The 17,705-nt window shown below is 62.6% G+C and carries 13 protein-coding genes and 1 pseudogene; 5 read left to right on the forward strand and 9 right to left on the reverse strand.

The features are described 5' to 3' along the window. Nucleotides 1-35 precede the first annotated feature (35 nt). The 3 genes from galB (at nucleotide 36) to NMB96_RS06845 (ending at nucleotide 5,167) form a co-directional block, all read left to right on the forward strand. Nucleotides 36-2,819, forward strand: coding sequence for a beta-galactosidase GalB (gene galB / locus NMB96_RS06835; protein WP_425520909.1), 2,784 nt, complete (start codon nucleotides 36-38; stop codon nucleotides 2,817-2,819). A gap of 50 nt (nucleotides 2,820-2,869) precedes the next feature. Continuing rightward, nucleotides 2,870-4,054: an endo-1,4-beta-xylanase gene (locus tag NMB96_RS06840; RefSeq protein ID WP_255086549.1), complete on the forward strand. Its 1,185-nt coding sequence runs from the start codon at nucleotides 2,870-2,872 to the stop codon at nucleotides 4,052-4,054. A 75-nt stretch (nucleotides 4,055-4,129) separates the two neighbouring features. Further along, complete coding sequence (locus NMB96_RS06845) at nucleotides 4,130-5,167, forward strand: SMP-30/gluconolactonase/LRE family protein (RefSeq protein WP_255086550.1); 1,038 nt, start codon at nucleotides 4,130-4,132, stop codon at nucleotides 5,165-5,167. Nucleotides 5,168-5,335: 168 nt separating this feature from the next. Here the strand turns inward: NMB96_RS06845 and NMB96_RS06850 are convergent, their stop codons facing one another. From NMB96_RS06850 to NMB96_RS06875, 6 genes are all read right to left on the reverse strand, one after another. After that, complete coding sequence (locus NMB96_RS06850; RefSeq protein WP_255086551.1) at nucleotides 5,336-5,701, reverse strand: hypothetical protein; 366 nt, start codon at nucleotides 5,699-5,701, stop codon at nucleotides 5,336-5,338. Nucleotides 5,702-5,753: 52 nt separating this feature from the next. Next, complete coding sequence (locus tag NMB96_RS06855; RefSeq protein ID WP_255086552.1) at nucleotides 5,754-6,791, reverse strand: Kelch repeat-containing protein; 1,038 nt, start codon at nucleotides 6,789-6,791, stop codon at nucleotides 5,754-5,756. A gap of 253 nt (nucleotides 6,792-7,044) precedes the next feature. Beyond that, nucleotides 7,045-8,667: an L-lactate permease gene (locus NMB96_RS06860; RefSeq protein ID WP_255086553.1), complete on the reverse strand. Its 1,623-nt coding sequence runs from the start codon at nucleotides 8,665-8,667 to the stop codon at nucleotides 7,045-7,047. Between the two features lie 38 nt (nucleotides 8,668-8,705). Beyond that, a complete protein-coding gene (locus tag NMB96_RS06865) occupies nucleotides 8,706-9,710 on the reverse strand; it encodes a 2-hydroxyacid dehydrogenase (protein ID WP_255086554.1) in 1,005 nt (334 codons plus the stop codon). Between the two features lie 234 nt (nucleotides 9,711-9,944). After that, nucleotides 9,945-10,103, reverse strand: coding sequence for a DUF2256 domain-containing protein (locus NMB96_RS06870; RefSeq protein ID WP_255086555.1), 159 nt, complete (start codon nucleotides 10,101-10,103; stop codon nucleotides 9,945-9,947). Between the two features lie 221 nt (nucleotides 10,104-10,324). Continuing rightward, nucleotides 10,325-10,777 (reverse strand): SymE family type I addiction module toxin, encoded by a 453-nt coding sequence (locus NMB96_RS06875; RefSeq protein WP_255086556.1) that lies wholly within the window; start codon nucleotides 10,775-10,777, stop codon nucleotides 10,325-10,327. A gap of 336 nt (nucleotides 10,778-11,113) precedes the next feature. Here NMB96_RS06875 and NMB96_RS06880 point away from each other — a divergent pair, with 336 nt between their 5' ends. Then, entirely contained in the window at nucleotides 11,114-11,731 is a 618-nt protein-coding gene (locus NMB96_RS06880; protein WP_084217949.1) for a uracil-DNA glycosylase, read from the forward strand. A gap of 115 nt (nucleotides 11,732-11,846) precedes the next feature. Here the strand turns inward: NMB96_RS06880 and NMB96_RS06885 are convergent, their stop codons facing one another. Further along, nucleotides 11,847-12,827, reverse strand: coding sequence for an IS5 family transposase (locus tag NMB96_RS06885; RefSeq protein WP_183086593.1), 981 nt, complete (start codon nucleotides 12,825-12,827; stop codon nucleotides 11,847-11,849). Between the two features lie 156 nt (nucleotides 12,828-12,983). Between NMB96_RS06885 and NMB96_RS06890 the strand changes: the two are divergent. Further along, nucleotides 12,984-13,369, forward strand: a pseudogene (locus NMB96_RS06890) (bleomycin resistance protein). 75 nt (nucleotides 13,370-13,444) lie between these two features. Here NMB96_RS06890 and NMB96_RS06895 read toward each other — a convergent pair. Both NMB96_RS06895 and NMB96_RS06900 read right to left on the reverse strand, forming a co-directional pair. After that, nucleotides 13,445-14,908 (reverse strand): mannitol dehydrogenase family protein, encoded by a 1,464-nt coding sequence (locus tag NMB96_RS06895; protein ID WP_023905723.1) that lies wholly within the window; start codon nucleotides 14,906-14,908, stop codon nucleotides 13,445-13,447. 107 nt (nucleotides 14,909-15,015) lie between these two features. Beyond that, nucleotides 15,016-17,703: a glycoside hydrolase family 3 protein gene (locus NMB96_RS06900; RefSeq protein WP_255086557.1), complete on the reverse strand. Its 2,688-nt coding sequence runs from the start codon at nucleotides 17,701-17,703 to the stop codon at nucleotides 15,016-15,018. Nucleotides 17,704-17,705: the final 2 nt, after the last annotated feature.

The raw sequence follows: 17,705 nt of genomic DNA on the forward strand, positions 1-17,705 counted from the left end.
CCGAGCGCATGCGTCTGGTCGGATGGAGTAGCGACATGACGCGCATAGAGATGTGGTGCGCGCTGAAGCGCCGTGTTGCCGAACGCAGCGTGCGTCTTGCACAGCTCGTGTTCGTCTGCCTCTGCGCCACGCTTCCTGTGTTGCCCGCACTGGCGGCACCACCGGCGCCAACCGAGATGCCACGCGAGCGTGTCTCGCTCAACGCGCAATGGCGCTTCCATCGCGGCGATCCCCCTGGCAATCGCGAAACCCTCGACTACGATGTGCGTCCGCAAGTGGTGCGTAGCGAAGACGGCAAGGTGGCCGATGCGCAACCCGAGCAGGCGCAGCACATCGATGCCGCCGCAACACGCGTGCTCAAGCCGTGGATCCTGCCTACTGCCAATGGCTTGATTGCAGATCCCGCAAAGCAGCACACGCGCCCGCCCGGCAATCCCGGCGGCACCGTCACCTTCGTGCAGCCGCAGTTCGACGACAGCGGTTGGGAGCCGGTGGACCTGCCGCACGATTGGGCGATTGCCGGGCCGTTTCTGGCCGATGGCCCTTACGGCGGCATGGGGCGCTTGCCGAGCTGGGGCATCGGTTGGTATCGCAAGAATCTGGACATTCCTGTCAGCGATCGCGGCCGCTCGTTGTTTCTCGATCTCGATGGCGCGATGGCGTATGCCACGATCTGGCTCAACGGCAAGCTGGTCGGCGGTTGGCCGTATGGCTACAGCTCCTGGCGCGTGGACCTGACCCCGTATGTGGTGCCCGGTGGACGCAACCAGCTGGCGATTCGTCTGGACAACCCGCCCGACTCGGCGCGCTGGTATCCGGGCGGCGGGCTGTATCGCAATGTGTGGTTGACCAAAGCTGCTCCGCTGCATATCGCGCAATGGGGCACGCAGCTGACCACGCCGCAGGTGTCTGCCGAGACTGCGCAGGTGCAGCTGGCGGTCACGCTGGACAACGCAGCGCGCGGTGCGGTGCAAGCGCAAGTCAGTACCGCGATCTATGTGCTCGATGATGTGCGTGGCACGCGCAATGGTGAGCCTGTTGCACGCATTGCGCCTGTGCAGGTTGACGTAGCTGGCGGCGGCACGGCACGCGTGCAGGGCAGCACGCAGATCGACCACCCACGTCTGTGGGGCCCGCCACCGACACAGCGTCCGCATCGCTATGTCGCAGTGACCGAAGTCAGCCAGAACGGGCGCGTGGTAGATCGCTACGAAACACCGTTCGGCATCCGCAGCATCGTGTTCAATGCAGACAAGGGGCTGTTGGTCAACGGCGAACATGTGCCGATTCGCGGCGTGAACAATCATCACGATCTCGGTGCGCTGGGTGCGGCGTTCAACGTGCGCGCCGCCGAGCGGCAACTGCAGTTGCTGCAGCAGATGGGCGCCAACGCCATCCGCATGAGCCATAACCCGCCCGCGCCCGAGCTATTGGAGTTGACCGACCGCATGGGCCTGCTGGTGGTGGACGAGGTGTTCGACAGTTGGGAGATGAAGAAGACCCCGCTGGATTTCCACCTGGTGTTCCCGCAGTGGCACGAGCCTGACTTGCGCGCGATGCTGCGGCGCGACCGCAATCATCCCTCGGTGATGCTGTGGAGCGTGGGCAACGAAGTTGGCGAGCAATACACCGGCGAGCAGGGCGCCGCGATCGCACGCACGCTGCATGCCATCGTGCACGACGAAGACCCCACTCGCCCGGCTACTGTGGCGATGAACTACGCCTCGCCCGAGATGCCGTTGCCCGCTGCGCTGGATGTCATCAGCCTCAACTATCAGGGCGAAGGCATTCGCGACATGCCGGAGTTCGCAGGCACCGAGCGCATCCGCAAACAACCGCAGTATCCCGCGTTTCATAGCAAGTTTCCGCACAAAGCGATTCTCAGTAGCGAGACCGCATCGGCCTTGAGCAGCCGTGGCGTGTATCTGTTTCCAGTGACGCCGGATAACAGCGCACCGGTGCGCGATGGGCGCGGCGGCGATTCGGTTGCCCATCAGGTCAGCGCCTACGAACTGCATGCAGTGGATTTCGGCTCCAGCGCCGACAAGGTGTTCGCTGCACAGGACCGGCATCCATATGTGGCCGGCGAATTCGTCTGGACCGGCTTCGACTACCTGGGCGAACCCACGCCGTACTACAGCTCGCGCAGTTCCTACTCCGGCATCTTCGATCTGGCCGGTTTTCCCAAGGATCGTTACTGGCTGTATCAATCGCGCTGGCGCTCTGACCTGCCGATGGCGCATCTGCTGCCGCACTGGACCTGGCCCGGTCGCGAGGGGCAGATCACGCCGGTGCATGTGTTCACCTCGGGCGATGAGGCCGAGCTGTTCGTCAATGGCGTGTCGCAGGGGCGCAAGCGCAAGGCGCCGCTACAGTATCGGTTGCGCTGGGATGAGGTGGTCTACCAACCAGGTGAGCTGCGGGTACAGGCCTACAAGAATGGCAAGCCCTGGGCGAGCGATCGTGTGCAGACCGCCGGCATCGCCGCGCGCATGCAGATTACGACCGACCGCAGCCGCATTGATGGCGACGGCCGGGATCTAAGCTTCGTCACCGTGCGTCTGCTGGATCGCGACGGCCGTCCTGCGCCCACTGCCGGCGACCGTCTGCGTTTTCGCATCGAAGGACCGGGTGAGTTGGTTGCCACCGACAACGGCGACCCCACCAACCTGGAGCCCTTCGTTTCGCAGCAACGCAATGCCTTCAACGGGCTATGTCTAGCCATCGTGCGCGCCAAGGCCGGTGCGCGTGGGACGATCACGGTCCATGTCGAGTCCGACACCTTGCAAGCGGGCAGTGCGCAGGTGGTGGTGGAGTGATGGGGCTATCGATGACGCAGTGCATGCAGTACCTCAACAGGAACCCAGCGATGCAGTACAACCCCAAGGGTCCAGCAACGCGCTTGCGTTTCGGTTTGGCCCTCATCGGCGCCGTCATGGCGCTGCCCGCACTTGCTGCATGCGACACCCGCAGCAATTCGCTCAAGCACGCCTACGCCGACGGCTTCCTGATCGGCACTGCCGTCAATGCAGACATCGTCTCCGGCAAGGACGCCGCTTCTGCCGCGCTCGTGGCGTGTCACTTCAAGGCCATCACCGCCGAGAACGTGATGAAGGCCGAGGTGGTTGCTCCACGTCCGGGCGTGTTCGACTTCAGTGCTGCTGATGCTTTCGTTGCCTACGGACGCAGCCGTGACATGTTCGTGATCGGCCACACCCTGGTGTGGCACAACCAGACCCCGGACTGGTTCTTCGTCGATGCGCAGGGCAACCCCAACACCGCAGACGCGCAGCTGGAACGCATGCGCGCGCATATCGAACGCGTGGCAGGGCGCTACGCGGGCAAAGTGCAGGCCTGGGATGTGGTCAACGAGATCATCGACGAGGACGGCAGTTACCGCGCTACCAACTGGGTGCAGCGCGTCGGCGATGGCGACACCGTAGTGCGCAATGCCCTCACTTTCGCGCAGCGTTATGCACCCGATGCGCAGCTGTATTACAACGACTTCAATGCCTGGCGTCCTGCCAAGCGCGACGGCATCGTGCGCATGGTCAAGATGCTGCGGCAATCCGGTATCCGCATCGATGGCGTCGGCATGCAAGGACACTGGGGGCTCGACTATCCCAGCCTGCGCGATATCGAAGACGCCATCGACGCTTACGCCGCGCTCGGCATCAAAGTCATGATCACCGAGCTGGATGTCGACGTGCTGCCGCTCACCAAGGAAGGCCAGGTTATCGGCACCGGGCTTGCGCACAAGCAGTTCCAGCTGCCGGAATTCAAGCGCTTTCTCGACCCGTATCGCGATGGCTTGCCATCCGAAGTGCAGGCGCAACTACGCGATCGCTATGCCGAACTGTTCGCGCTGTTCTGGCGCAAGCGCGACAAGCTCGCCCGCGTCAGTGTCTGGGGCGTTACCGACGGGATGTCATGGAAGAACGATTACCCCGTGCCAGGCCGTACCAACTACCCGTTGCTGTTCGATCGCAAGCATCGGCCCAAACCCGCATTGGATGCGGTGTTGGCGGTGCCTGCGGACTCAAGCGCGCGATAGGCGAGTTGCTAGCGCTCTGGAAAACCTGCACAGCCATGATGGCATCATGGCCCGACTTCGATACCGGACTTCCCGATGCGCTTGCCGCCCTATCTGTTGTTGGCCGTTCCGTTGCTGGTGGTCCTTGCTGCCTGCACCAGGAAAGACGCACCGCCGCCGCGCTTTCCTGTCATCGGGCAGTTGAAAACCTTCGATCGCAGTTTTAGTGATGTGATCGCAAGCGACGCGCGCATCGAAAAGCTTACCGAAGGCTTCACCTGGTCCGAGGGTCTCGCATGGGTGCGCAACGGCGGCTATCTGTTGTTCACCGATGTGCCGGAAAACAAGCTCTATCGTTGGTCCGAAGATGCAGGGCTATCGGTCTTTCTGTCGCCTTCCGGTTACAGCGGCCCGGAGCAGGCCACGCTGCGCGAGGCAGGCGCCAACGGCCTGTATGCCGAACCGGGCGGCACTGTGTTGTTGGCGGACTCCGGCACGCGCATCGTCGCCAGGCTCGACCCGGCCACGCGCAAGAAGACACCGCTGGCGACGCAGTTCGAAGGCCACCGCTTCAACAGTCCCAACGATCTGGTCCGCCGCAGCGACGGCGTGGTGTTCTTCACCGACCCGCCGTACGGTCTCAAAGGCATGAACGACTCGCCGGTCAAGGAGCTGCGCTTCAACGGCGTCTATCGCCTGGACACCGACGGCAGCGTGCATCTGCTCGATGACAGCCTCAGCCTTCCCAATGGCATCGCGCTCTCGCCCGACGAGCGCACCTTGTATGTGGCCAACTCCGATCCGCAGCGCCCGATCTGGATGGCCTATGCGCTCGACGCAACCGGTGCGGTGACCGGCAAGCGCGTGTTCGCCGATGCCTCCGATCTGGTTGCAAAGGACGCCCCCGGCCTGCCCGACGGCATGGCGGTTTCCGCCGACGGCCACCTGTTCGCCACTGGCCCCGGCGGCGTCATCGTCTTCTCCCCCGACGGCCGCCGGCTGGGCCGCATCGAAACCGGCGAGCCGATCTCCAACTGCGCCTTCGGCAACGACGGCCACACGCTCTACATGACCTCGCACGCGATGCTGACGCGCGTGCGGGTGAAGGCGCTTGGCTTGCAGTTTGCCCGCTAAAAAGTGGTTTTTGGCGGGCATTGCGCGCGTCGCTCAAGTGTTGGAGCGGCCCGCAATGCCAGTCGTTTCCATCGATGTTGGATTGAACTCGTGCTGCAGCCTCGCGCTTACATTCTGCGATACGTGATTTGAACTTAAGGCATGCAAGGCGCGTAACACCTCTCGACCTTAAACACTCGAACCGCCATTGCGATCAGGTTTCTTGAGAGCGACGAACGTTCCGGAAAGAAAGAAAAGGCAGATAACCAGAAGGAAGACGACACGGAGCCAATAATCCACCGGGTCGGCAGCGATATCGTAAGTCACACCACCACATCGCCTGCCGAGGCATTTGACTTCACCCGTCGAAAGCGCCTCCAACAGAAAAACTGCCGGAAAACTTGCAAGTAGCCCGGCCATGAGGCCGCCGAACGCGGCCTTCACACGACTCCTGGGGCGCGCGTGCCGGCCCCAGAAGTAACGCCAGCAGATCCAGCCGATGATCAATGCCGTCACGCCAAGGAGAAGCAGCGCGTAAGGAGGTACAGGTGTCATTGGTCCATATGCTTCGACAGATTCGTAGTGGCGAAGTCACTATAAGCAACTACTAATCCGCGCTGTGTTTACTATCCAGTACCAGTAGATCATCCAATTCCGGCCCGCCACCACGATTGGCGCTCCCCGCAACCAGATAGAGATCGCCGTCGATGGTTGCGGCCTGTGTGCCATGACGCCCTTGCGGCAACGCAGCCAGCGTCTTCCAGGTGGCGGTGGCCGGGTCGTAGGCCTCGACTTCGTCGTGTGCTTTGACCTGGCGCGTACTCTCGCCGCCCATCACCAGCAGCTGGCCATCGCGTGCGATGGCGGCGGTACCTGCGCGTGGGGTCGGTAACGCAGCCGGGGCGACAGTCCAGGTGCCGCGTTCGATGTTGTAGATATCGACCTCGCCGATTGTCTGCGCCAGGGTGTTGCCACTTTCATGCGCCGAGCGTCGTCCACCGGCCGCATACAACTTGCCATCGATCACCACCGCGTGGAAATGGTCGCGCGCACGTGGTGCATCGGCCAGTTGCGTCCATTGCTGCGTTTTCGTATCGAACGCATCCAGCCATGGCACATAGCCGCTCATGTGGCCGCGCGTATTGCCGCCAACCAGGTACAGCACGCCATCGTGTTCTACCGTTCCGGCAGCGCCGCGGCGGCGATCCTTCGGGATCTCCGCGCCCACCTGCCAGCGATCGGTGGCAGGGTCGTAGATCAACAGGTGGGTCAGCGCGGCTTCTTCCGGATAGTCGCCGGTCAGGCCGCCGACGAAGTAGAGTTTTCCCGAAGACACCACCGCCTGTGCGTGGCTCACTGCCAGCGGCGGCGGGCTGCCTTTGGACCAGCGGCGCGTCTTGGTATCGAAGATGTCCAAGGGCCGATCATCGCGCCCACCGATCAGGTAAAGACGGTCACCGATGGCGACCAGGCTGTTCTCGTGACGCGCATGCGGCTTGCCTTCGCCAGAAACATTCTTCCACTGCGCAGCAGCTTGCGCCGCCGGCACTCCAGGCGCATGCACCGTAGTCTGGGCAAACGCAGGTACGCATGCGCATGCAAGCAACAGAACAGCCACACGGAATGCGTTCGCTGACGGTGTCATGGAAGGTCGCTCTCTGAGTGCGAAGTGCAGTGAGTGTATCGGTATCGCGATGAGGCAGCCTGCGAGGCCGTGCAGGACTTCTCAAGCAAAAAAATGCTGGGCGCATGCCATGGCGGACTCAACAAATACGCGTGCTTGATCGCTCGGCGACGGCAGAGCACGGCGTGCGCTTGAAGCAACCCACGCGTCGCGCTGAAAAGGAGCGTGCCGGTGCATTCGAAAAATCAATGCAGCCAGCACGCAGCGACTGCTTTCACTGCAACACCATCGACAACAGCCACGTACAAAGGCACACATACGCAAGCAGCCCAAGACTTGCGGCCAAGGTGGTGCGCATGATCGCCGACTCCTGCCCCACCAACTTGACCGCAGCCGCGGCAATGGCGATCGATTGCGGCGAGACCAGTTTCGCCATCACGCCGCCTGCGGTGTTGGCGGCCACTAGCAACGCGGCAGGCACGCCGATCTGCGCTGCCGTTACCGCCTGCAGGTGCGCAAACAAGGTATTGCTGTTGACCACCGAGCCGGTGATGAACACGCCCATCCAGCCGATGACCGGCGACAACAACGGAAACACGCCTCCCGCCTGCGCCAAAGCGAGCCCAATGGAAGAAGACGCGCCCGAATAATTGGTGACATAAGCCACCGCCATCACCAGCGACACGGTGGCCAGCGGCTTCCACATCTCTCTCGCAGACTGGGCGAGCTCACCTGAGGCCGAACGCAGGTTCAAGCGCGGCGAGAGCAGCACAGTGAGCACCGCCGCGATCAGGATTGCGGTACCGGAAGCGTTGAGCCAACCAACGTTCCACACCGCAGGCAGCGTGCGCACGCTGGCGACCAGTGGCGGAACTTCCTGCACGCGTTGATCGAGCAGGCCGATGGGCAGATGCAACACCGTGGCCGCAAGCGCGCCATCTGCGGCAAACAGCGCCTTGAAGGCCGGCAAACTCCACACCAGGATTGCGCCGGTGAGGATGTAGAACGGCGACCATGCCAGCAGCACCTGCTTGAGCGTCCAGCGTTGCGTGGAGCAGGGCGGAGCCTGCGCTTCGCGGTAGATGCGCTTGGGGCGCCAGAACCGCATGAAGAGTGCCAGCCCGCCCATGCCGGCCAGCGGGCCGAGAATGTCCACCAGTTCCGGCCCCAGCAGGTACAAGGTCAACGTCTGCACGCCACTGAACACTACGCCGACAAACAGCAGCACCGGCCAGGTCTCGCGCACGCCACGCCACCCATCGAGCATCGCCACCAGCCCCGCAGGCACGAACACTGCACAGACCTGCACCAATGCCATCAGCATCAGCGACATCTCGTCCAGGCGCACGCCGCCCTGCTGCGCGCCGACCAGTACCGGGATGCCGATCGCACCGTAGGCGCCCGCTGCGCCGTTGGCCAGCAGGCACAACATCGCTGCCTTGAGCGGACGGAAGCCCAGCTCCACCAGCAGTGCCGCGCAGATGGCAATCGGCACGCCGAAGCCTGCAGCGCCTTCCAGAAATCCGCCGAAGCAGAACGCGATGAGCAACACCTGGATGCGTTGGTCTTCGGACACCGTGGCGATGCTGCCGCGGATCACCTCGAACTTGCCACTGCGGATCGCCAGCTTGTACAGCCACACCGCCATCAGCACGATGAAACCGATCGGGAAGATGCCGTTCGCAATCCCAAGCAGCGCGGCGCCCACGATGCTGGCCATGGGCATGCCGAACACCAGCGACGACACCGCCACCGAGACCAGCACCGCCAGGGACGCAGCGGTCAGCCCCTTGAGCCGCAGTACCGTCAGCGCCAGCAAAAAGAACACCACCGGCAAGGCAGCCAGCAAGGCCGAGAGGTTGGCGTTACCGAGCGGGTCGTAGAGTTGTTGCCACATGGTCGGGCCTGCGCGGGTGGTGAACGGAAAAGGTGACGCTAAGGTGCCGGAACAATATTCGCGCACGTACTGCCTGCAGCGAAATCAGCGAGGTTGCGCAGGGTGATGTCGGAGATCTCCTGCAATGCTTCGGCAGTGAAAAATCCCTGATGCCCGGTCACCAGCACATTGGGGAAGGTCATCAAACGTTGAAACACATCGTCGTCGATGATCTCGCCGGAGCGGTCCTGAAAGAACAAGGCGCTTTCCTGCTCGTAGACATCGATGGCCAGATGACCGAGCTGACGTGACTTCAATGCGCGGATCACCGCATCGGTATCCACCAGCCCGCCACGCGAGGTGTTGATCAGCATCGCGCCGGGCTTCATCGCGGTCAGCGCTGCGTCATCGATCAGGTGTTGCGTTGCCGGCGTCAGCGGGCAGTGCAGCGAGACGATATCCGCGCGTGCGAGCAGCGTCTCCAGTTCGACCCGCTGCCCGAGCGTCTCGAAGCCAGGTGTGGGATAGGGATCGTAGCCCAGCACATCGCAGCCCATCCCCTGAAAAATACGCGCAGTCGCCAGCCCGATCTTGCCCAGCCCGATCAGGCCCACGGTCTTGCCGTGTAAGGTGCGTCCGAGCAGGCCATTGAGCATGAAGTTGCCCTCGCGCACGCGGTTGTAGGCACGATGCGTCTGGCGGTTGAGCGTCATGATCAGTGCCAGGGTGTGCTCGGCCACCGCTTCGGGCGAGTAGGCCGGCACGCGTGCGACGAACAAATCCAGCGCCTTGGCGGTGACCAGGTCGATGTTGTTGAAGCCGGCGCAGCGCAGCAGTACTGCGCGCACGCCCATCGCGTGCAGCGCCTGCAGCACGGACGCATCGAGCTGGTCGTTGACGAACACGCAGACTGCTTCGCAGCCCTGCGCCAGCGTTACGGTCTGCAGATCGAGCGATGCTTCGAAGTAAACGGACTCGGCTGTGGAGTCCTCTCTCAAGCGCAGTTTCGCTTCTTCGAGAAATCGCTTGTCGTAAGGGCGCGTGCTGAAGATAGCCATTTTCATGCAGAGAACTCCATAGGTGCGAGAACACGGTAGCTCACCAGCCGCCACGCGTCTTGCACCGTGTTTCGCCAACCAGTGCAAACACGGTTAGCTCAAGCGACCGCATGAAGTCAGCCTGGCACTGAGCTTCGCCTCTGCATATCGAGTTCCAACACTAGGCGAATACACATCTGCGAACCGGCCTGGTAGCTGTGCCGCGCGGGCTGTTGATCGGCGATCAACACGCCGCGCTGGTCACAGAGCCGGACGCGTCCGCTTGCTCTCGCCACGGCAACGGTCGGAACAATACTTCACCTCGTCCCACACGCGCTCCCACTTCTTGCGCCAACGAAACGGCCGCCCGCAGTGCATGCAGGGTTTTTCCGGCAACTCGTGTTTCTTGCGCATGGCCATGCGGGTTTCAGACCTGACGGAACATGGATGGGAGCAAAGGTGAGCCAAGCATGTCATGTTGAGCGACGTGGCGTAGCTGTCTTCTTAGCTGCGTAGGTTTCAAGCCGCTCAAACATAACGCAGGTACCTTTCTGCCATTCGCGCCGGACCAGGCAGTTCCCCCTCTCCCTTGCACGGGAGAAGGGGCGCAAAGCGCCGGATGAGCGCGCGCTCAAAGCGTGTCACCTTCGGCGTGGTCTTGCCGCAGGAATAGCGGGCGCCACGCGGCTGATCAACAACACGCCACGCCCCACTGTAACCCGCAGCGCATCGCCGACAGCAAAACCGCATTGCTCCAACCAACGCCCGGACAGCCGCAGCTTGGGCACCGCGCAGCCAACCACATCTTCGGCACGCCGCACGTTGTAGTGCTGGCGGCTCATGGTGACCTGGTCCGGGATGCGGAAGTACGGTTTGCGTAACGGCGGCGTAGGCGCAAGCGATGGATCGATCAATGTCTCATCAGTAGTACTGGTAAAGACCGGACTCTGCTTTGCCGTCTTGCGTACAACGGAGGTGCGTTTGGCGGGCGATGCAGAGCTTGCACGGGCTGTTGCTTTGGGACGTGTCATATCGAACTCCTTGTGCGATAGGAAGTCCGCCGCATCGCTGTCAATCGAGGTGGCGGACGGCATGCGGTTGACAGACCGGCCACAAGGTACCGGCAGACCTTTCGGTCTCCGCACACCGCCCGCCATAGAGCGGGCACGCTCCCCAACGCAGACATCGGGCAAAGAAAAAGCGCCGACATCGTGCAATGGGCGCTGGTGCGCCTTGTGGTTTCGGACTGTCAAATCCGGCTGCGGAATGTGCCGCAGCACCCTCATCTTGCTACCTGCCGATGAAGTGAGTCAACAGATATCGACCCGACCCCGAAAGGCCTACGGTTCGAAAGACAGTTGGTATATTGAGGTACGTCAAATCCACCTCGCTAGTCAGCCAAACTCAGGCGTTGATCGAAACCAAATATCATGGACGCACCCAAGTCACTTGCTTCTCCTGCGGTTAGGCAAGCGCGCTTCGGCATGCTGCAGCAACTACATGTGCTGGCGCTAACAAGGTACGTCGAGTCGTTGAGACTTGAGATGGGTAGCGAGTACGGTATTCCGTACTTCGATCCGCTCGATGGCGGCACGGACGCTGAGTGTTTGTTCCTTCTCGAAGCTCCAGGACCCAAAGCCATCGCTACTGGCTTTGTGTCTCGAAATAATCCAGATGAAACGGCAAAGAATTTTTTTCAATTGAATAGGGATGCTGGACTTGAGCGGAAGCGTACCGTTGTCTGGAACATCGTGCCGTGGTACATCGGGTCTGGAACAAAGATCCGTCCAGCGACGACGCGAGATCTAGGTCAAGCTGCACCTGCATTAGCAAACCTGCTTACGCTCCTGCCAGCAGTCCACACGATAGTGTTAGTTGGTAAGAAGGCAATGCTGGCGCGGGCAGCAGTCACTAATCTTGCGCCATCCGCTGGGATTCATTCGATGCTGCATCCGAGCCCGATGTTTGTGAACCGGGCTCGCGGAAATCGGAAACTTCTTCTGAATCAACTTGCAGTGGTCGTCGCTGGAATCCACGCCAAGAGCTAAGGATGGTCTGATCAACGGCATCGGAGGATGAGCCTAACCACATCGACCAGGCTGACGGCGCTCAGATCCTCGATTTTTTTGCCGTTTCCGGCGCGTTTGCAGGGTGTTGCCCGGGTTACAGGCGCACGTTCCCCATCGTCGGCAGTAACTGCTTTCGCTTCATCCACAGGTTCGATAGCGCAAACAAGGTCAGCACCTGCGCGGTGTTCTTGGCCAGGCCGCGATAGCGGACCTTGGTGTAGCCGAACTGGCGCTTGATCACCCGGAATGGATGCTCCACCTTCGCGCGCACGCTGGCCTTGAAGTGTTCCCAACGTCTTTCCCGAGCACGCTCGCGTTTGTTGCCGAGGGCTTGCATCGTCGAGGGCCTGGCGGCGATGAAGAATGCAGCCTTGCAGGCCTGCAGTTCTTCGCGTTTGTCCGCACCGGTGTAGCCGCTATCGCCGAACACGCTGTCTTCTTTGCCATGCAGCAACGTGTGCATCACCGTGACATCGGCGACGTTGGCGGCTGTGCAATGGACGTGGTGCACCAACCCGGAAAATTCATCCACGCCGATGTGCGCCTTCATCCCGAAATACCACTGATTGCCCTTCTTGGTCTGATGCATCTCAGGGTCGCGCGCGTTGTCGGCATTCTTGGTCGAACTGGGCGCCGCGATCAGCGTCGCATCGACGATCGTGCCCGACCGCAGGCTCTGGCCCTTGCGCGCCAGATGCGCGTTGACCGCTTCCAGCATCCGCGCGGCAAGGCCATGGGTCTCCAGCAGGCGCCGAAAGTTGAGAATCGTGGTCTCGTCCGGAACGTTGTCCAAGCCACCGAGCTGGGCAAACCGCCGCAAGGTCGGGATCTCGTGCAGTGCTTCTTCCATCGCCGGATCGCTCAGCGCATACCACTGCTGCAGCAGATGAATCCGCAACATCGTCGCCAGTGCGTACGGCTGCCGACCTGGCCGGCCCGATACCGGATAGTGCGGCGCGATCAGACCGAGCAGTTGCTGCCACGGAACCACCTGCTCCATCTCGGCCAGAAAGATCTCGCGCCGGGTCTGCTTGCGCTTGCCCAGGCCCTCAGCGTCACCGAACGTCAGTTGCATGGATCACTCCTCAACATCAGGCGGGTAGTGTCGCGTATCTGTGGTGCGTTGTTCAGAGGTTCCCTAGGGCCAATTGCCGCTCATTGATAAAACTCGCCGATAGCTTGCATATCGAACCTGCGTCGAGACTATCCTACAACCCAATTCGAGGTGGTAATGACTTCCAGTGCCGAAACGCCAAACCGCACTATTCCACTGCTGCCTAGCCGGTCGATTGCGCACACAGTCGCCTTTTATCGGCGTCTTGGGTTCGTTGGCGATGCGCATCCACATGATGCGGGGTACGCGATCCTGACGCGTGGCGATGTCGAACTGCTTTTTTTGCACACCCGGATCTTGAACCGGCTGCCTGCTATGCGGGTTGCTATCTCCGGGTTGGCAATGTCGACGAGCTCCACGCGGAGATGTGTGTTGCAGAGCTGCCCGCGCGTGGCATCCCACGGCTGGATCCTGTCGGTGACAAGCCTTGGGGAATGCGTGAGTTTGCGATTGTGGATGAGAACGGCAATCTGATTAGGATTGGGCAGGTGGTCGGCGGGTAGGCGTCCAACAATCGCACAAATTACGCATCGGACTCTGTTGACATGCGATGGCGCCAAAGATGCATTTGCTGCGCATCACCTCGAATCGATCATCCGGTTTATCTCTGCTGGTGTTGCTCTGCCCAGAGCACCGTAGGCAGCTTGCAGTGCTTCAACAAAGCGCGCATCGCCAGAGAGCGGAGCAAATACGGCATCGAGAGTGAGAAACGCTGCCACGTCGTGGATGGCATCGCCGGTTGCGTCGCGCCCGATCTTACTCAGCGCCTCGCCCAATGGATCGATCAAGGTCACGCCTTTACGTGCCTGCCTGCGCACGAAGTGCAACCACGCTGCGACCGGCAGACATAGCCGGTCGATCCGTCGTCCGGCATCCAATGCGTCGCCGATAGTGGTGAGCAAGCGTACTGGGATCTTCTGCGAGCCGTCCCAGGCGATCTGGGCGAGCAGGTGGCGGATGGCGGGGTTGCGGAAGCGGGCCAGGATGGCGCCGCAGTAGTGCTGCGGGTCGAAGCCTTGCATCGGTTGCAGGGTGGGGGCGATGTCCTCGCGCATCAGGGTTTCGACAAACGCTGCCAGTTGTGGATGATGCATGGCGTCTGTGACGGTCTCCAACTCCAGCAGGCTGCCGAGATAGGCGATTGCGGAGTGCGGGCCGTTGAGCAGGCGCAGTTTGGCGCGTGCGTAGCCGGCGATGTCGTCGCTGAGGGTGACGCCTGCGCGCTCGAAGGCGGGGCGTCCGTTGCAGAAGCGGTCTTCGATCACCCACTGCGTGTAACGCTCGCGTTGAATCGGCCAGGCGTCGTGCAGACCGGTTTGCGCGTGTACCTGCGTACGCAGCGCGTCGTCGGTGGCGGGGGTGATGCTGTCGACCATCGAGCGCGGGAAGCTGACGTGCCGGTCGATCCAATCTGCAAGCGCGGGATCGTTCTGCTGTGCGAGCAGCAGCACCGCGCGGCGTAGCAGGTTGCCGTTGTCTTGCAGGTTGTCGCAGCTGAGGACGGTGAACGGTGCGATGCCTTGCTGCCTGCGCTGCCGCAGGCCGGCGACGAGATAGCCGATGGCGCTACGCGGCGTCGCGGGATGTGCGATGTCGTGCGCGATATCGGGGTGGGTGAGGTCGAGGGTGTCGCCTGCGAGGCAATAGCCCTTCTCGGTGATGGTGAGAGTGACCAGGCGCACGGCTGGGTCGGCGAGGCGTGCGAGCACGGCGGCTTGTTCGTCGGCGGCGCACAGCACTTCGCGAATGGCGGCGATGATGCGCAGTTGCGGGTGTTCGTCGAGCAGGGCGAGGGTGTAGAGGCCGTCTTGTGGGCGTAGGGCGTCGCGCACGTGTGGGCTGTGTAGCGAGACGGCGCTGATGGCCCAGGTGGGGTCGTCGGCGAGTAGGTCGTCGATGTAGACGGCCTGGTGGGCGCGGTGGAAGGCGCCTGCGCCTAGGTGGACGATGCCGATGGTGGTTGTTGCTGGGTCGTAGTTGGGTTTTAGGATTGTTTTGGGTAGGTGCGGAAGGGTGGCTAGGGAGAGTTGTGGGATTGGCATGATTTGTTTGGAATAGTGGGTGCTGCACGTTCGCGTGGTGGCCGTACCCTCATCCCAACCCCTCTCCCGACGGGAGAGGGGCTTTGATTCCGCTGCTTGCGGTGGGATCAGTTTGCGGTGACGGTGAAGCGTTGTTTGCTGCGGATGCCTGCGCTGGAGGCGCCGATTTGCACTTCGTAGGCGCCTGGGTCCACCGCGTAGGCTTTGCGTTGCTCGTCGTAGATGCGCAGGGCGTCTTGCGCTTTGATGGTAAAGCGCAGCTGCCGTTGTTCGCCGGGTTGCAGGGTGATGCGTTGGAAGCCGTGCAGTTCCTTGAGGGCGCGTTCGCGTTGTGGCTTCAGCGGATGCAGATAGAGCTGCACCACTTCATCGCCCGCGCGTTGGCCGGTGTTCTTCAGCGTGACCGTGGCGGTAAGCATGCCATCGGCTGCCACGGTGGTGCGATCGAGGCGTAGATCCGAGTACGCAAATTGCGTGTACGACAGGCCGTGGCCGAACGGGTACAGCGGTTTACCTTGGAAATAGCGATAGGTACGGCCGCGCATGGCGTAATCGTCGAAGGCGGGCAGGCGCTCGGCTTCCTTGTAGAAGGTGATCGGCAAGCGGCCGCCGGGACTGGCCTGGCCGAACAGCACATCGCCCACTGCGCTGCCGCCGCGTTGGCCGGGGTACCAGGCCAGCAGGATGGCGGGCACGTGTTGTTGCGCCCAGTCGATCGCCAGTGCCGAGCCGGTGGTGAGGACCGCAACCACTGGCGTGCCGGTGGCCTGCAGTGCCTGCAACAACTCGCGCTGCGGTTTGGGCAGGCGGGTGTCGGTGCGGTCGCCACCGGCAAAGCCGGGATAGTTGACGTCCATCTCCTCGCCTTCGACATCGCCGGTGAGGCCGCCGACGAATACCACCACCTCCGCATCGCGGGCGGCATCCACGGCTTCTTGCAGCGGTGGTTTGGCGCCGGGCATGCGCCAGGCCAGCCGCACGCCGGCATCGCGGGTGGCTTCGAAATATTCCACCCGCAAGTCGTAGGCCTTGCCGCCTTCCAATGCGACGCTGGCATTGCCGCCGCGCATGCGCGGAGCCTCGCTCCATTGATCGATGAGCAGCTTGCCGTCCAGAGACAGGCGCACGCCATCGTCGGCGGCGATCTGCAACTCGTAGTTGCCCGAGACCGGTGGCAGCAGCTGGCCATGCCAGCGCACGCTGAAGTCGTCCTTGTCGAGCGCGCGGTCGGCATGCAGTTCGCCACGGCCCACCGCATCGTCGGTGGGTGCGTTGCGATCCCAACGGAAGGCGATGCGCGGGTCGATGCGGGTCAGTACCGGCGTGCCGGCCAATGCGCGGCCTTTGAAGTATTCGCCGGTTAACCCGTTCTGGGTGGCGCCAGCGGCCGGGCGCAGATAGCGCGTGTCGATCGGTGCGGCGGCGTTGGGGTCTTCGCGCCCTTCCACCAGATCGCTACCGCGCGCGTAGATCACCTGCGCCTGCGGTGCGGCGTCGCGGATGCCTTGCAGGATGGTGACCGGCGCGGCCGGCGTGCCGTAGTAGTTGCCCAGCAACGACATCGGGTCGTCGGCGGTGGGGCCGATCACGGCGATGCGCTTGAGTGTGGGTTTGAGCGGCAACACGCCGTCGTTTTTCAGCAGCACCAGCGATTCGCGCGCGGTGCGGCGTGCCAGTGCATCGTGCTGCGGCGATTGATTGGCTGATGCGGGAATCTGCGCCCACGGCACCTTGGCCGGCGGGTCGAACATGCCCAGCCGCATGCGCGTGGTCATCAGGCGCTTGAGCGCGATGTCGATGGTGGCCTCGTCGATCAAACCGGCACGCACTGCGGCCGGCAATGCGGCGTAGGTGTCGCCACAATCCAGATCGGTGCCGTGCTTGACGCCGAGTGCGGCGGCGGCTTCGGGCGTGGGGACGATCTTGTGGTTCTGCCAGATGTCGCGGATCGCCGCGCAGTCGCTGACGATATAGCCATCAAAGCCCCACTCGCGGCGCAGGATGCCTTCCAGCCGCGTGCTGGCCGAGGCGGATTCGCCGTTGACGCGGTTGTAGGCGCCCATCACCGCGGCGACCTTGCCTTCCTGCACCAATGCTTGAAATGCAGGCAGATAGGTTTCGTGCAGATCGCGCTCGCTGGGATGCACATCGAAGTGATGACGGTCGGCCTCCGGGCCGCTGTGCACGGCGAAGTGTTTGGCGGTGGCATCGAGCTTGCGATACGGGCCTTGCTGCGCCTGCAGGCCCTGCACGAAGGTCACGCCCATGCGCGCGGTGAGGAACGGATCTTCGCCATAGGTTTCCTGCCCACGGCCCCAGCGCGGATCGCGAAAGATGTTGATATTGGGCGACCAGAAGGTGAGCCCCTGATAGCGCTTGTGTTCGCCGCGTGCCAGGAACGCGTGGTGCTTGGCGCGCGCTTCGTCGCTGATGGCAGTGGCCACCTCGGCCATCAACGGCGTGTCGAAGGTGGCCGCCAGGCCAATCGCCTGCGGAAATACAGTGGCGCCGCCGGCACGCGCCACGCCGTGCAGCGCTTCGTTCCACCAATCGTATTCGGGCACCTGCAGGCGCGGGATCGCCGGGGCGGCGTTCTGCATCTGCGCGGCCTTTTCTTCCAGCGTCATGCGCGACACCAGATCGGCAGCACGCGCGTCGAAGGGGCGTTGCGTGTCCAGATACGGCGGCGGTGTTGCAGCCTGCGCAGTGGTTGCGGCAAGTGCAATCGTCAGCAGCACGGCGCGTGCGCGTGCACGGGGTGTGCGAGCAACCGATGGTGCGAAGTGCGAATGCATGG

Origin of the sequence: Xanthomonas hortorum, from assembly GCF_024339125.1 — a bacterium.
GTDB classification, from domain to species: Bacteria; Pseudomonadota; Gammaproteobacteria; order Xanthomonadales; family Xanthomonadaceae; genus Xanthomonas; species Xanthomonas hortorum.

Bases quoted from the DNA above. Each gene is read 5' to 3' on its own strand.
- NMB96_RS06855 (WP_255086552.1), bottom strand. From the start codon at position 6,791: ATGACACCGTCAGCGAACGCATTCCGTGTGGCTGTTCTGTTGCTTGCA.
- NMB96_RS06865 (WP_255086554.1), bottom strand. From the start codon at position 9,710: ATGAAAATGGCTATCTTCAGCACGCGCCCTTACGACAAGCGATTTCTC.
- NMB96_RS06895 (WP_023905723.1), bottom strand. From the start codon at position 14,908: ATGCCAATCCCACAACTCTCCCTAGCCACCCTTCCGCACCTACCCAAA.
- NMB96_RS06840 (WP_255086549.1), top strand. From the start codon at position 2,870: ATGCAGTACAACCCCAAGGGTCCAGCAACGCGCTTGCGTTTCGGTTTG.
- NMB96_RS06850 (WP_255086551.1), bottom strand. From the start codon at position 5,701: ATGACACCTGTACCTCCTTACGCGCTGCTTCTCCTTGGCGTGACGGCA.
- galB (WP_425520909.1), top strand. From the start codon at position 36: ATGACGCGCATAGAGATGTGGTGCGCGCTGAAGCGCCGTGTTGCCGAA.
- NMB96_RS06875 (WP_255086556.1), bottom strand. From the start codon at position 10,777: ATGCCGTCCGCCACCTCGATTGACAGCGATGCGGCGGACTTCCTATCG.
- NMB96_RS06885 (WP_183086593.1), bottom strand. From the start codon at position 12,827: ATGCAACTGACGTTCGGTGACGCTGAGGGCCTGGGCAAGCGCAAGCAG.
- NMB96_RS06870 (WP_255086555.1), bottom strand. From the start codon at position 10,103: ATGGCCATGCGCAAGAAACACGAGTTGCCGGAAAAACCCTGCATGCAC.
- NMB96_RS06880 (WP_084217949.1), top strand. From the start codon at position 11,114: ATGGACGCACCCAAGTCACTTGCTTCTCCTGCGGTTAGGCAAGCGCGC.
- NMB96_RS06900 (WP_255086557.1), bottom strand. From the start codon at position 17,703: ATGCATTCGCACTTCGCACCATCGGTTGCTCGCACACCCCGTGCACGC.
- NMB96_RS06845 (WP_255086550.1), top strand. From the start codon at position 4,130: ATGCGCTTGCCGCCCTATCTGTTGTTGGCCGTTCCGTTGCTGGTGGTC.
- NMB96_RS06860 (WP_255086553.1), bottom strand. From the start codon at position 8,667: ATGTGGCAACAACTCTACGACCCGCTCGGTAACGCCAACCTCTCGGCC.